We start from the raw sequence: 12684 nt of genomic DNA, 5'->3' as shown, positions 1-12684 counted from the left end.
ATCTCTCCCTGGAGATGAGCAACCAGGCCGATGCCGTGCGCGGGCGCCTGCAGGAGATATTCGAGGTTCAGGTGGAGATGGTCGAGGCGGTGATCATTGCGGCTCGGGAGCGTGGGGACGTGGCCGTGGCCGACACCCACGACGCCGCCCAGTCGATCGTGGCCCAGCTCGAGGGCCAGGTGCTCTTCGCGAAGCTGTACAACAACCCCTCCCGGCTGAACAGGCTCTGGCCGAGCAGCCTCGCCCTGCTGGGCGTTCCCGATCTCCAGGTCCCGGTCCGCACCTGACGGGGGCCATTCCGGCCTTTGGTCTGTGAGGGTCACGCTCCCATCGGCCCGGGAGCGGGCGAATCGCCGTACTCGGCAGCCACCGTGGGGCGTCGGTGAGGTACCCGCGCGTGGGCGGTGGCACACCGTTGTTTCCTTCCCGGCGGGCGCGGAGGTGCGGGCGGAGCCGCTGCCGACGGCGACGGCGAAATGCGATACGACGGTGACGGTCGACTTCGCGCGCGATCCGTGCGCCACGCCCGGCGACAGGATCTCGCAGATATCGCTCCGCGACCGGTTCATGGGCGAATACGCCCGGTGTGCCGACCGGCACCGGTCACAGCCTGTCCCAGGGGGCGCGCGCTCGCGTGGTTGCCGGTCCGGATCGGCGCGAAGACTGTTTCCAGGCAGAAGGTCGCCTCCCCTGTGGGTCACCGTCCCTGCGCCCCCAAGGTGCCAATACCAGAGGCCGTGTCCGTCGCTCTGTGCCGTAATCCGGCAACCACCTTCGCTGCGGCTGCGTTCGCTGGGATGCGAGAGGTCCGCGGTGCCGGGCGGTCGGACGCCCGCCGTGCAGAGTGGCGAGCTCGTCGATGCCGTCGTGCCCGTCAGCACTATGTGTCCCTCAAGGCGTCGCCCGCCGAACGGAGGTGCCGATTGCACGATGAGCCGGTGCGTCGGCAGAGGTGCACCAGCTCACCGTGTGCGGATATTCCCCCGTGTGTCAGTCGCGCCGAGCGACTTGATAGTGGCCGATGTACCACTCACCCGCGAGACGTCTGAGGGCGACGCCGAGGGTGACGGGAATCGTCGGCCGGTCGGTGAAGGAGAAGTCGATGCTGAGGTATCCCAGCAGGACGTCCTCGGCAAGTGCGCGGGTCTCCAGCACCTCGTACTCCGCCACCAGGCCGAGCGGCTGGGAGGCGTAGTACTGGGCGACCCCTGCACGTCCGACACTGTAGGGGCGCAGTCCCTGGAAGATCGCGTCCTCGGTGAAGCATGCGGCCACTTCTTCGGGCCGGTGCGCGTCGACCGCGTCTTTCCATCGGTCCATGACACCGCGCAGGACCGATCGCTGCGCTTGCGTGTTCTCCATGAGTGGCTCCTCGATTCGCCTGCACGTACCGGGCACCGTGCTCGGCGGCGGATCGGCCGCCCTGTCGGTGCCGTGCATCGCCCGATTCAGTGCGTCGGGCTCGGGTCGTTGGGGTGTGATTCCAGGGGGGTGATCACTGCGGTCATCCAGGGCCACAGGGGCAGACTCCCCAGAACCTTCTCCCGCAGATCCCTCTCGTCCTCGGCACGCCACACCCCGATGCTGCGAAGCTCGCCCACCGGGCGCCAAAGCCGGAGCAGGCGTTTCTGGGTTGCCAGCTCCTTGGCCCGTACGGATTCGGCGGCGCGTCGCCGGTCGACCTCCGCCGACTCGGTTCCGTCAGGCACAGTGGTGGTCAGCTCCACCAGATATTCATTCATGACCTCTTCTTCCACGGATCGGTCCCGACGGGTGGCAGCAGGGCTGTCACCCATCGGCAGGTCTTCGATGCCTGCGGGCCGTGTACGGCCCGCGCGCTCCCAGAAGGCGGGATGTGACCGGACGGCGGGATGTCCTCACCCCGCCGACGCTGGGGAACGGCCCATTCGCGGTGACCCGCCGGCACCGCGGGCCCGGACCTCAGGCGGCTGCCTTGAACGCGCCGGCGAGCCTGACCACGCGCTCGGCCTGGATCCGGGCAGCGGTACGGGTGACCTCGTCCACGGGATTCGCGCCCTGGCCGTCGACGTGGGAGGTGCCGTAGGGGTTGCCGTCCACGAACTTGTGCGGGTCCGTGAAGCCGGGGGTCACGGTGATGCCGCCGAAGTGATGGATCGATGTGTAGAGGGAAAGCAGGGTTGCCTCCTGCCCGGCGTGAGCCGTGGCACTGGAGACGAATCCGCTGTAGATCTTGTCGGCGAGCTTGCCCTGGGCCCACAGGCCGCCCAGCGTGTCGATGAACTGCTTGAGCTGGGCGGAGACGTTGCCGAAGCGGGTGGGCGTACCGAAGATCACGGCGTCGGCCCACTCCACGTCCTCGGCGGTGGCCTGGGGTACGTCTGCGGTGGCCGCGTGGTGGGCGGCCCAGGCCGGGTTGGAGTCGATGGCGGTCTGGGGGGCGAGCTCGGCGACCTTCAGCAGGCGGACCTCGGCACCCGCCTTGAGGCCCTCGTCATGGAGCTCTTTGGCGATCTCGGTGATCGTGCCGGTGGACGAGTAGTAGATGACGGCGAGCTTGACGGGGGTGGTGTCCATGGATCTGTTCCGTTCGGATGGGGGTGCGGCGGCCAGTAGCCGACCGGTCGTCTATGTCGAAACTATGTGCCGTCCCGGTGAGCGTCAATCCAGCCGGCCGTGAGACACGGCACACGGCACTCGGCGCCGCCGGGAGGGGTGGGACCGGACGATCTCCGTCAGGCGCACCCCTGGACGGCGGTCTGCAAGCGGCCCTGGGCGCGACTGCCGGGATTGCCGCCGGCTGCCCGCCGCACGGCGGGCGAAGTCTCCGGCCATCGGTGCCGCCGTCCGTCGGTGCCTCGACGAACCGGCCGGACCGGCGCCTCTCCCGGAACGGAAGGCCGCATGGGTGAGGTCCAGGACGCCGTGGACGCGGTCCTATACCTGGAGAACGCGTCCTTCGTCGCCGGCGAGATCCTCTACGTCGACGGCGGTCAGCGCGCCGGCCACTGACATTCGACACACGCCCGGGGCGCTGCGCAAGACGGCACCCCGGGCCTCTGTGAGTCCGGACCGTCGAGCCCGGGCCTCCCTCCGCGGACGCCCGGGCTCCCGCCAGGCCAGGGACCCCGACGACGCAGACCGGGCAAGCTGCACGCCGACAAGGGCTACGACCCGCCTGCGGCAATGGTTACGCAAGCGCGGCGTCACCCACCGCATCGCCCGTAAGGGCATCGAGTCCTCGCAGCGGCTCGGCCGGCACCGCTGGACCATCGAACGCACCATGTCCTGGCCCGCCGGCTGCCGCCGTGTGCACCGACGCTACGAAGGGAAAGCCGAGCACTTTCTGGCATTCACGGTCATCGCCTGCACGTTCATCTGCCTGCGCCGTCTTTTATTAGCCCACGGTCGGGCTGGAGCCGGGGATTGCCCCGCTTCCCCCGGTGCCCGTGCGGCGGCCGGCGATGGCGTCGATGTTCACCGGTGTGGCGGTGGCGGTCGGCGGCGGGGTGAGCACCACTGGCGGCTGGCCAAAGACCGGCGGTGGCGGGGTCACATCGGTCGCGGGCAGTTTAGGCGGGGTGGTCTGCTGGAAGAGGGTCTGGTCGAAGTCGACCAGACCGGTCTTCTCCATCACCGTGATGTGGTCCAGGACGGTGTCGTTGGCTTGGTCGGCCAGGGCGCGCACGAGCGTGTTCTTGGTGGTGGAGCGGATCTTTGCCACGGTGTTGAAGATGGAACCGTGTGTCATTCGCAGGATGTTTGCGAAGTCGGTGTCGAATTCGGCGCCGCTGTCCGCCTTGAGTGTGCTCACGAAGCCTTCCTGCTGAGGGCTCGCGATGTTGGGCAGCGTGATGTTCAGCATCGGCGCGATCTTGCGGCAGGTGGTGTCGAGGGCGGCGTGCCCGTCGATGAGGTGCTGGCTTGCGGTGATGACCGCCTTCGAAGTGCCTTGCTGGAGACCGATCTGACCGACCGGGTATTCCCACAGCCCGGCCGCCCGCACCTTGACCACGAAATCACGATCACTCTCGGTCAGCGGGCCCCACTGGGTCTGGGCGATGACCCGGTCCGTTGAGCTGGCGGCCGTATTCAATCCGAACATGCTCGGGTAGACGAGCCCTGCGAGGGTCAGGCTGAGGATGCCGCCCACGAAGATCGCTAGCATCGAATGTGGCGAAACGCGCACTGTGTCTCCTGCTGGTCGTGGGTCCCACTCAAAGGCGGCTCGGCCACACAGCAGTACGGATGTGGCAGAGAAAAGACTCTTCGGTCGGCGAAAATTCCGGACCAGAGATCTCCAACAACCGAGCTTGAGCAGTTGGAGGTTGAATCCGATTCTGGCGACGAGTCCCTCGCTGACGCAGGAGCAGCGCTACGGCATCTGCTTCAGCCGTGCCGTCAGTAACGCGGTGAGCCGGCCGCTGCTGCGTGTGGCGAGACTGGCCGGCGATCGCGTCAGCTGATACCACGCTGCCGACTGGGTCGAGCTTGGAGCATCCGGCGGCAGATGATGGATGTCCGTCGCCACCGGGTGGTGATCGCTGGTCCCTCAGGTGTGCGTACCGCCGCAGCGCCTCGAGACCGATCCCTGCCGGGCGGGTGGCCGAATGCGCAGACTCCGTGGGCCTATTCCAACTTCAGTCTGAGCTGGTCGGATGGAGGGTGAGGACGGCTTGGACGAGGCTCGCGATGTGGGTGGCGGAGCAGCGGGACCTGCGCACAAGCCGCCAGGACTTGAGGGTGGCGATGGCCTGTTCGACCGGTGCCCGGACCTTCGCGAGAGATCGGTTGAAGGCCTGCTGACCGGTGGAAAGGCTGTCCCATCGGCCGCGGTAGGGGGCGGACTGTGCCTCCTGGGCCCGGTTGGCCCTTGTCCACCCAGCAGGCGATGTCAGCCTTGGCGAGAGCGTCGATGATGCCGTGCCCCCGCGTGGCCCGAACGTCTTGGACGGCACCGGCCAGGGCCGGTGTAGCCCGCAGGAGACACCCCTTCGGATCGGCTGTGACCTTGCAGTTCATGCCGTGTTTCCTGTGCTTGCCTGAGCAGAAGGGACGGTCGGTGGCGGTCCCGTCGATCGGTAGAGGCGTCCCGACCAGGGTCACGTACGCCTTCATTGACGGGCCCCCTGCGGCTTCGGCGAGTGCGGGGCCAGGGCGGCCAAGAGCTCGACGGCTTCGGTGACGTACCGGTACACAGTGGCGGCGCCGATTCCGAAACCGGCCGCGAGCTGGGCACAGGGCTGACCGTCGCGGAGGTGGGCGGGGGTGAGCCGGGCCTGTCGGACTGCGCTCAGGCTCGCCACCGGGTGCCTGCAGCAGGATCATGCGTGGTCACCGTTCGCGACGTTGTTCTCAACGCCGAGTGCGGGTTTGCCGCACGTGCATCCTGCGGGGGGCGTGCTGGCGAAGTTAAGGCGAGTGGCGCGCTCGACGCGCGCACAGTCCGAGAGTGAGGAGATTGCTCCTTCACCGGTTCCACCCATGGGCGCGGATACCCAGATGCCGACCCAGGGACCCGGCCGAGGGGCTCGGGCGGGTTGGCTGTCAGGGCGATCGGCTGTCCGAGGATCGAAGCGGGAACGATTGCCGCTTCAACCTGGCTGTGCCTCACCAGATGAAAGCGGTATGTGCCATGACTGAACCACTTCATCGGCCCACGGAGACCCCGCCCGTTGAGGGATCAACAGCTGAAGCGCACCAAGAACGCCCGGATGGCGGCATCTGGGAGCATCCGTATCTATGGTTGGGTTTGATCGTTCTGGGGGTGCTGTTGTTTGCCGCGTTCTTCATTGCGCGAATGGTCGACCTCTGAAAGTCCAGCCGCAACCCGGAGGGCGCCGGTCGTGCGCGGAGGGTCGTTCCACATTGTCGGCGGCGGCTGAAATGTGGACCGGTGGCCGCGCTTGGGTCTGGTTAGGGCGCGGGAATCAACGATTGTTCAGCGGCGTGGGACAGGTCTGGACGTCCAGAACCATCGTGTCCGAGTTGCCGCTGCGCCCGACTCGGGTGAAGCCGAGGGCGGTGTAGAGGAGCACAGCGGGGTTGCCGTCCTCGACGCTCAGGCTGAGCCGAGCGACCGGGGCCGGTCCCTCGGCGGCGGTCTCGATCAGCGCCTCCATCAGGGCCCGGCCGTGCCCGCGGCCGCGGTGTTCGGGCAACAGACCGAGAGTGAGCTCGGGAACGTCCGGAGCGACGAAGCCGTATCCGGGCTCGCTCTCGGGGAGTTGCCGCGCCCAGGCCGCACCGATCGGTTCGCCGGCGTCGGTCTCCGCGATGACCCCGAAGTCGTCCCTGCGGGGCCAGCCTTCGAGGTAGCGCGCGGCGTGCGGCTCAGCGGCGAGCCGCTCGGCAGTGAACCGCTGCTCGCCGTTCCAGTTGTATGCCTCGAGCAGGATGCGCCAGAGGAAGTCGGCGTCGCCGGCGACGGCGGGGCGGACAGACATCAACGTCCTTCGAGGCGGGGGCGGGGGCGGTGCGGGCCGACCGACGATAGGTCCCCATCTGCAGATCGGCAAGGAGTTTTGTCGCGGGACGCCTGCAACACCGTTCGGGGCCACCGGAGAGACCCGGAACCTCCCGGGGCCGGCTCGACCGACGATCACCCGCTACTTGTTCTTCACCCCAGGAGTGAAGTCCCCTCACTGACCATCAGAACCCAGTAATGCCCTATCGCACCAGGCCAAAAGCACTTCGGGACATGCTGGTAACGCTCAGGTGTGTGGGTTCATGAAAGCGCGAGGCGGCGAGACGGGGACGCAAGCGCAGGCTGGGAGTACTGGCGCTTTCTGGCGGCCGGGGCCGCGACAGCGTGGCTCGACCGGCTGGAGGGCTCGGGCCACATCATCCGTGTGCGCGAAAGTATCGACCGCAGAGTCGTTCGTGTCGTCTACCACCCCTCACGCTCGTGCCCTCGCCAGCGAGTCGCGCTGAGGTTCCGCTCTGAGACCGTCCTTGCCCGGCGCCTGGGGGTGGTGACAGGGCCGACGGCGTGGCCTGGTCCGACGGCCTCTGGCGGGACCAGGCCGTGCGACGGCCGGTGCCCTTTCGTAGGCTGCCGCCATGACCGAGATCCAGAACCCGACGCCCCGCGACGCTTTCGAGCTGCTCATGGCCGGTAACCAGCGCTTCGTCTCAGGCGCCCCCGAGCACCCGAACCAGGACGCCATACGCCGCACCGAGATCGCACCGTCCCAGCAACCCTTCGCCGTGTTGTTCGGGTGTTCCGACTCCCGGCTGGCCGCCGAGATCATCTTCGACCGCGGCCTTGGCGATCTGTTCGTGGTGCGCACCGCTGGGCATGTCGCTGGTGCAGAAGTCCTCGGTTCCGTCGAGTACGGCGTGAGCGTGCTCGACGCCCCGCTCGTCGTCGTGCTCGGCCACGACTCGTGCGGGGCCATCGCAGCCGCCCGTGCCGCGGCCGACGGTGGCAAGGTGCCCGGCGGCTTCGTCCGTGATGTCGTCGAGCGGGTGACGCCGAGCGTGCTGGCAGCCCGCGCCGCCGGACGCGAGACGGACGAGGAGATTTTGGCCGAGCACATCGAGCACACCGTGGATCTGCTGCTCGAACGTTCGCGCGTCCTGGCTGAGGGGGTGGCCGCCGGCCGCCTCGGTGTGGTGGGACTGTCCTACCGGCTGGCCGACGGCAGTGCACAACTCGTCGCCTCTCACGGCCTTGATGCGGCGGTCCCTGCCGCGTCCTGACCATCCCGGCCATGGCTGCCCCCACGTGATGTGCCCCGGTCGGAGGAAGACCCCCATTCGTGGACGGGGAATCCACCGGGTTCACCGCTCCATCACCCCCGAAGGGCACCACCGAGGGCTGCGGATCCGACCGCACGCCCAGCACCGCCCGCCCCGTGCCGACCTGGCGCGGGGCGCGGGCTGCGAGGTGCGGCGGGGATGGGGAACGGTCTCGTCACCGACGACGGGCGGCAGGAGCTGTGTCCGGCCTGCCCGACCGGCGAAGGCTCAGCCGAATCCGCCAGGTCTCCGCACCCGGGGGCAGCTAAGGGAGCGTGTCGGCGCCGGTCATACGTTGGTTCGGGGCCCCGCGGCGCGGCGGAGCCGGTTGGCGATCGCCAGTCCCAGCCCCTCCTGCGTCGGTAGTGACGCGACGATGAGGTCGCACCCGTGCTGGTCGAGCTCGCGCAGGAACCCGTACAGCCCGCGCGCGTAGGCGGCCATCGAACCGGGGACCTGCACCACCGCGTGTGCTTTCACCTCGGCGTCGGCGAAGGCGGCAGGAAGAAAGACGCCGACCCGGTGCCCCAGTTCCTGCGCCAGTTCCGCTTCGGCGACGACCTTCTCCTGCTCGACCAGGACGACCCGTGCCCGCGGCGCGTAGTGCGACGGATGCTGGCCCGGCACCCGCACGTGGCTGGTTGAAGGGACTGCGAGCGGGCACCCCAGCACCGCTTCGAGGTCCTCGCGTGTCACCCCGCCGGGCCGCAGGATGGTCGGGGTCTCGCCCGTGACGTCGACGATGGTCGACTCGACACCGACCTTGCAGGGGCCGCCGTCCAGCACGAAGTCGACGGCGTCGCCGAGCTCGGCACGGACGTCGTCCGCGGTCGTGGGGCTCACCGAGCCGAAGCGGTTGGCGGACGGGGCCGTGACACCGCCACCGAAGGCCGACAGCAGCGCGAGTGCCACGGGGTGGTCGGGCACGCGCACGGCCACTGTCTCCAGGCCGCCGGTCGCCTCCAGGGGCACCCGGCGACCGCGCCGCAGGACCAGCGTCAGTGGCCCCGGCCAGAAGCGTTCGGCCAGCAGGCGGGCCGTCGCAGGTACCTCCTGGACCCAGTCGTCCAGGTGCTCCGCGCCGCCGATGTGGACGATCAGCGGGTGAGAGGGCGGGCGTCCCTTGACCTGGAAGATGCGCGAGACGGCGGCGGGGTCCTCCGCGTCGGCGCCCAGTCCGTAGACGGTCTCGGTCGGGAGGGCCACCAGGCCCCCGGCGCGCAGCACGCCGGCCGCCTTGTCGATGTCACTGGTTCTTGCCGTCACCCTCGCCATCCTAGGTGCGTCAGGGACCGGCGGCGGTTCTGCTCAGTCTCAGCACCGACCACGGGTCCATCGGTCCCCGGAATCGTTCGAGATCAACTGCTGGGCGCTCATGGCTGTTTTCCGAGACCGGTCGCCCTTGGCCGGGCGCGTTCCAGCGGTCGCTCGAGCGGGATGGCGGGATGTGACGGCCTGTCGGCGATGAGCTGGGCAGGCCCGAAGACTTCGCGGGTGCCGCGCTGTAGCACGATCGGGTGATCCAGGTCGTCCTGAGCGGTTTACGCACATGGTGGCAGCGGATCACCGGTGCCTGGACGCGGCACGCGTCCGGCCGGCGCTTGCGGCTGCTGCCGCAACGAGGGGGACGGTATGTGAACATGACATATCTGCGCTCTCGGGTGATGCGCAGTGCGGGTCTGGTGGCTGCTGCGGGCGCGGTGCTGCTCGCCGGCGCGGCGGCTGCGTCGGCCCACAGCGGCGCGCAGGCGGCTGCGGTCGGCTCGCCGGGGGTGCTGTCGGGCAACGTGGTCCAGGTTTCGATCAACATCCCGGTCCATGCCTGCGGCAACACCGTCGATGTGATCGGCTTGCTGAACCCGTCCCTCGGCAACGCCTGCGTCAACACCGGCCGGCACGCAGACATGTGACGCGACAGCCGCAGCGGGCCCGCTCCGGGGCGCCTGGACTCCTGCCCGGGCACCGAAAACCATGCCCATGGACCATTCGTTACCCACCAGCACCGCAGATACAGCCGGGGTGTTCGCCGGCATGGACTGGGGGAATTCCCATCAGCAGCTCTGCGTCGTGGACGAGGTCGGACAGGGCGTGCATCAGGGGCGACGGACACCCTTGGGCATCGGGGTCCGCCGCTCACGATCCCGCCTCACAGGCCGTTGATCACACTGTTCTCCCCGTAGGCGACGGCAGCCGGGTGCCCGAAGAGCCCCGGCAGCCCACCTGTGTGCACGAACACGGTCGTGCGGCCTGGTCGGATGTCGCCGTCTCGCACGGCGGCCATCAGCCCCGCCATGGCCCGGCCGCTGTAGACGGGGTCGAGGATGATTCCCTCCGTGCGTGCCGTGACGGTGAGCGCGGATTCGACCTGCTCCGTCAGGGCTCCGTAGCCGGCGCCGATCTGGTCGACGCGGATGCGCAGCCGCTCGGATCGTACGGGCTCGGGCAGAAGGTCTGCGACGAGCGCGGCGACGACCGGCGTGGGGTCGTCGAGGGCACCGGTGTCGACGCCGAGGACGCGGTCCGGGCCGAGTGAGGCGACCAGCCCGGCCATGGTCGCGCCCGACCCCAGCGCCACGACCACGGTGTCGAGGTCGGGTACCTGTTGGCCCAGTTCCTCGCCGCACCGGACGTATCCCAGCGCCCCGACCGGGCTCGAACCGCCGAAGGGGATGAGGGCCGGGCGGGCGCCCTGTTCCTCCAGGCGGGCGCAGACGTCGGCCGCCGCCGCGTCCAGGGTCTTCCGGTCGGTGGCGCCGGACCATACGACGCGGGCGCCCAGCAGTCCGTCGAGGACCAGGTTGCCCGACTGTGCTGCGCCGTCGGTCCCCGGGAAGACGAGGACGGCGCGGAGGCCGAGCCGGGCGGCAGCGGCAGCGGTCAGCCGGGCGTGATTGCTCTGCGGGGCCCCTGTCGTCACGAGCGTGTCCGCGCCGGCGGCGAGTGCGGCGCCGACGGTCCACTCCAGCTTGCGCACCTTGTTGCCGCCACCGCCCAGGCCGGTCAGGTCGTCACGCTTGATGAGGAGGTCATGCTCCCCGAGTCCCAGCGCGGCGGCGAGCCGGGGCAGTGGCTCGACAGGCGTCGGCCAGGTCCCGAGCGAGACGGGGGAGGGGGAGCTGGGGGTGACTTCAGTGGTGTTCACAGGGGAAAGCCTCGTACATCGGCCGCGGGCACGCGACGGCGGACTCGTCGCACACGGCCTCCTGCCCGCGGAACATGAACGCTACCGCCCGGCCTCGCGGCCGATCCGACGCCGGTCGTGGGCGCAGTTGCCGTGCTTCCCCGCCCACGAGGGTGGTTATCGTCCGGCCTGCAAGGCTGCCCAGGTCTGCGGGCCGACGTCGCCGTCGGCGCCGAGGCTGCGGGTGGTCTGGTAGTCGCGCACGGCTTGTTCGGTGTTGGAGCCGAAGTCGCCGTCGATGCCCACGGTGCGGCCGAGTGCCGCGGTCAGTGCTCGCTGCAGTCGGCTGACGTCCGCGCCGGTCGACCCGTTCTGCAGCGCCGGTGTCGAGCCGTACGACAGCAGGGCCGTCCAGGTCCTGGGGCCGATGTCACCGTCAGCCGTGAGGCCCCGGGAGGACTGGAAGGCCTTCGTCGCCGTTTGGGTGTTGGGCCCGAAGTCGCCGTCCGGTTCTCCCGGATTGTGTCCGGCGGCGATCAGCCGGCATTGCGCCGCCTTGACCAGACTGCCGGTGGATCCCTGCTGGATGAGGGGGTAAGCAGTGAAGTCGAGGTTGACGCCGTTGCAGGTGGGCGCTGGCGTGCCGCCGCAGTTGTTGCTGGTGACGTTCCGCCAGGTCTGGCCGTTGGTCTGGCCGTACTCGACGCCGTTGAACCAGGGGCGGATCCGTTCGGAGGTGGAGTTGCCCCAGGTGGCGGATCCGTTGTTGTCGGCGTCGTAGGCGAGCTCGAAGTGCAGGTGCGGGTGGTTGTTCGAGGTAGGCCCCGTCCTGCCGACCCGGCCGATCAGCTGGCCGCGCTGCACCGTCTGGCCGACGCTGACATCGCGACTCTGCAGGTGCAGGTATGTGGTGAAGTAGCGCTGCCCGTGGTTGATCTGGATCATGTTGCCGGCGTTGGAGTGGTAGAAGGACTGCCGGACCGTGCCGGAGGCCGGAGCCAGCACCGGTGCTCCTTCGGTGCCGACCTGGTCGGGGTCGCGGACCATGTCGAGCGCGGGTGCGTGTGCCCAGGTGTCGAGTCGCCACTGCTGGCCGCAGGTGAAGGGCAGTTGGAAGGCGATGGGTGGGGCCGCCGCGGCGGCCGGCGCCGCGGCCTGCCAGGGCAGGACGACGAGGGCGGCAACAGCCACGAGTAGTCGGCCGAGCAGCCCTGGGCTGAGCGTGCGGATGAGGGATGTCAACGTGTCTCCTTCTTTGGTGCCGAGTTCATGCGTGTCTGGGGCGGGGTGTGCGGGCGGCGATGGGACGGCAGGTGCCCTTCCGCGGTGGCTGGGCGCTGCGGGACGGCCGCGTTCGGTCGCGGTGTGTCGCCTGCATGGCGGTCACGATGAGGGCCGAGGTGGGGGCAGCCATGTACGGCCCTCGTCGTCAGTTCGCCGGCGGGGGAGCGACCGGTGCGCTGAGCGTGCCCTGCGTCGGTATGGCCCGGGTATTTCCGAAGGTCACCCGGCCGCCTTGGGCGGTGGTGCCAGGCACGGACCGGTTACCGGGACTCTTGCGGAAAGCCCCGGCGTTCACGCCGGGGATGAATGCATCTCAAGACTGCTCTGACGTGCACGTTACAGCGGACGTTTTTGCTGCTCGATGTACTGGCGCACGATCGTCAGCGGTGCTCCCCCGCGCGATGCGGAGAAATGCGAGGGCGACCACAGGTGCCCGTGCATGAGGGCGCGGTTGATCCGGCCGGTGAACTGCTGCCGTATCCGGCGGGCGGAGACGCCCTTGAGGCTGTTGACCAGCTTGGAGACGGCGACCTTGGGCGGGTAGTGCACGAGGAGGT

Annotated in this window: 12 protein-coding genes and 4 pseudogenes; 5 read left to right on the top strand and 11 right to left on the bottom strand. The window is 69.2% G+C overall.

The genetic code is table 11. From position 1 onward, the window contains the following. Positions 1-287: TetR family transcriptional regulator C-terminal domain-containing protein (locus ABT085_RS35055; RefSeq protein ID WP_502982875.1), on the top strand; the 287-nt coding region annotated here is incomplete at its 5' end. A gap of 703 nt (positions 288-990) precedes the next feature. Here ABT085_RS35055 and ABT085_RS35050 read toward each other — a convergent pair. From ABT085_RS35050 to wrbA, 3 genes are all read right to left on the bottom strand, one after another. Further along, positions 991-1362 (bottom strand): YybH family protein, encoded by a 372-nt coding sequence (locus ABT085_RS35050; protein ID WP_351617362.1) that lies wholly within the window; start codon positions 1360-1362, stop codon positions 991-993. A gap of 86 nt (positions 1363-1448) precedes the next feature. After that, a complete protein-coding gene (locus tag ABT085_RS35045; RefSeq protein WP_351617368.1) occupies positions 1449-1742 on the bottom strand; it encodes a muconolactone Delta-isomerase family protein in 294 nt (97 codons plus the stop codon). A gap of 199 nt (positions 1743-1941) precedes the next feature. Continuing rightward, on the bottom strand, positions 1942-2556 hold the full coding sequence (gene wrbA, locus ABT085_RS35040) for an NAD(P)H:quinone oxidoreductase (protein WP_351617359.1): 615 nt from the start codon (positions 2554-2556) through the stop codon (positions 1942-1944). 540 nt (positions 2557-3096) lie between these two features. Between wrbA and ABT085_RS35030 the strand changes: the two are divergent. Continuing rightward, positions 3097-3272, top strand: a pseudogene (locus ABT085_RS35030) (IS5/IS1182 family transposase); the annotation flags it as partial. Positions 3273-3376: 104 nt separating this feature from the next. Here the strand turns inward: ABT085_RS35030 and ABT085_RS35025 are convergent. Next, positions 3377-4132 (bottom strand): DUF4142 domain-containing protein, encoded by a 756-nt coding sequence (locus tag ABT085_RS35025; RefSeq protein WP_351617357.1) that lies wholly within the window; start codon positions 4130-4132, stop codon positions 3377-3379. 487 nt (positions 4133-4619) lie between these two features. Continuing rightward, positions 4620-5338, bottom strand: a pseudogene (locus ABT085_RS35020) (transposase family protein). Positions 5339-5614: 276 nt separating this feature from the next. Between ABT085_RS35020 and ABT085_RS35015 the strand changes: the two are divergent. Next, positions 5615-5794 carry a DUF6480 family protein gene (locus ABT085_RS35015; protein ID WP_351617354.1) on the top strand — a complete coding sequence of 60 codons (180 nt, stop codon included), beginning with the start codon at positions 5615-5617 and terminating at the stop codon, positions 5792-5794. A 115-nt stretch (positions 5795-5909) separates the two neighbouring features. Here the strand turns inward: ABT085_RS35015 and ABT085_RS35010 are convergent, their stop codons facing one another. Continuing rightward, the gene (locus tag ABT085_RS35010; protein WP_351617351.1) at positions 5910-6425 is read right to left on the bottom strand and encodes a GNAT family N-acetyltransferase; all 516 of its coding nucleotides are present in this window, start codon (positions 6423-6425) and stop codon (positions 5910-5912) included. Positions 6426-7041: 616 nt separating this feature from the next. On the opposite strand from ABT085_RS35010, the gene ABT085_RS35000 reads away from it, so the two are divergent. Further along, on the top strand, positions 7042-7683 hold the full coding sequence (locus ABT085_RS35000; RefSeq protein ID WP_351617348.1) for a carbonic anhydrase: 642 nt from the start codon (positions 7042-7044) through the stop codon (positions 7681-7683). Positions 7684-8010: 327 nt separating this feature from the next. Here ABT085_RS35000 and ABT085_RS34995 read toward each other — a convergent pair whose 3' ends face one another. Further along, on the bottom strand, positions 8011-8997 hold the full coding sequence (locus tag ABT085_RS34995; RefSeq protein ID WP_351617345.1) for an L-threonylcarbamoyladenylate synthase: 987 nt from the start codon (positions 8995-8997) through the stop codon (positions 8011-8013). Between the two features lie 365 nt (positions 8998-9362). On the opposite strand from ABT085_RS34995, the gene ABT085_RS34990 reads away from it, so the two are divergent. Continuing rightward, a complete protein-coding gene (locus ABT085_RS34990) occupies positions 9363-9632 on the top strand; it encodes a chaplin (protein WP_351617365.1) in 270 nt (89 codons plus the stop codon). A gap of 236 nt (positions 9633-9868) precedes the next feature. Here ABT085_RS34990 and ABT085_RS34985 read toward each other — a convergent pair whose 3' ends face one another. The 4 genes and pseudogenes from ABT085_RS34985 to tnpA all read right to left on the bottom strand — a co-directional run. Beyond that, positions 9869-10864, bottom strand: coding sequence for a D-cysteine desulfhydrase family protein (locus ABT085_RS34985; protein ID WP_351617342.1), 996 nt, complete (start codon positions 10862-10864; stop codon positions 9869-9871). Positions 10865-11020: 156 nt separating this feature from the next. Continuing rightward, a pseudogene (locus tag ABT085_RS34980) lies at positions 11021-11488 on the bottom strand (peptidoglycan-binding domain-containing protein); the annotation flags it as partial. A 141-nt stretch (positions 11489-11629) separates the two neighbouring features. Beyond that, positions 11630-11890: pseudogene (locus tag ABT085_RS34975) on the bottom strand (M23 family metallopeptidase); the annotation flags it as partial. Between the two features lie 573 nt (positions 11891-12463). Continuing rightward, positions 12464-12684 (bottom strand): IS200/IS605 family transposase (gene tnpA / locus ABT085_RS34970; RefSeq protein ID WP_351617339.1); only part of this gene is annotated, 221 nt, incomplete at its 5' end.

Source organism: Streptomyces sp. NPDC002265, assembly GCF_040296125.1.
Lineage (GTDB): Bacteria > Actinomycetota > Actinomycetes > Streptomycetales > Streptomycetaceae > Streptomyces.
This window is presented reverse-complemented; position numbering and strand designations above follow the sequence as displayed.

Bases quoted from the DNA above. Each gene is read 5' to 3' on its own strand.
- ABT085_RS35050 (WP_351617362.1), bottom strand. From the start codon at position 1,362: ATGGAGAACACGCAAGCGCAGCGATCGGTCCTGCGCGGTGTCATGGAC.
- ABT085_RS35045 (WP_351617368.1), bottom strand. From the start codon at position 1,742: ATGAATGAATATCTGGTGGAGCTGACCACCACTGTGCCTGACGGAACC.
- wrbA (WP_351617359.1), bottom strand. From the start codon at position 2,556: ATGGACACCACCCCCGTCAAGCTCGCCGTCATCTACTACTCGTCCACC.
- ABT085_RS35015 (WP_351617354.1), top strand. From the start codon at position 5,615: ATGACTGAACCACTTCATCGGCCCACGGAGACCCCGCCCGTTGAGGGA.
- ABT085_RS35010 (WP_351617351.1), bottom strand. From the start codon at position 6,425: ATGTCTGTCCGCCCCGCCGTCGCCGGCGACGCCGACTTCCTCTGGCGC.
- ABT085_RS35000 (WP_351617348.1), top strand. From the start codon at position 7,042: ATGACCGAGATCCAGAACCCGACGCCCCGCGACGCTTTCGAGCTGCTC.
- ABT085_RS34995 (WP_351617345.1), bottom strand. From the start codon at position 8,997: ATGGCGAGGGTGACGGCAAGAACCAGTGACATCGACAAGGCGGCCGGC.
- ABT085_RS34990 (WP_351617365.1), top strand. From the start codon at position 9,363: ATGACATATCTGCGCTCTCGGGTGATGCGCAGTGCGGGTCTGGTGGCT.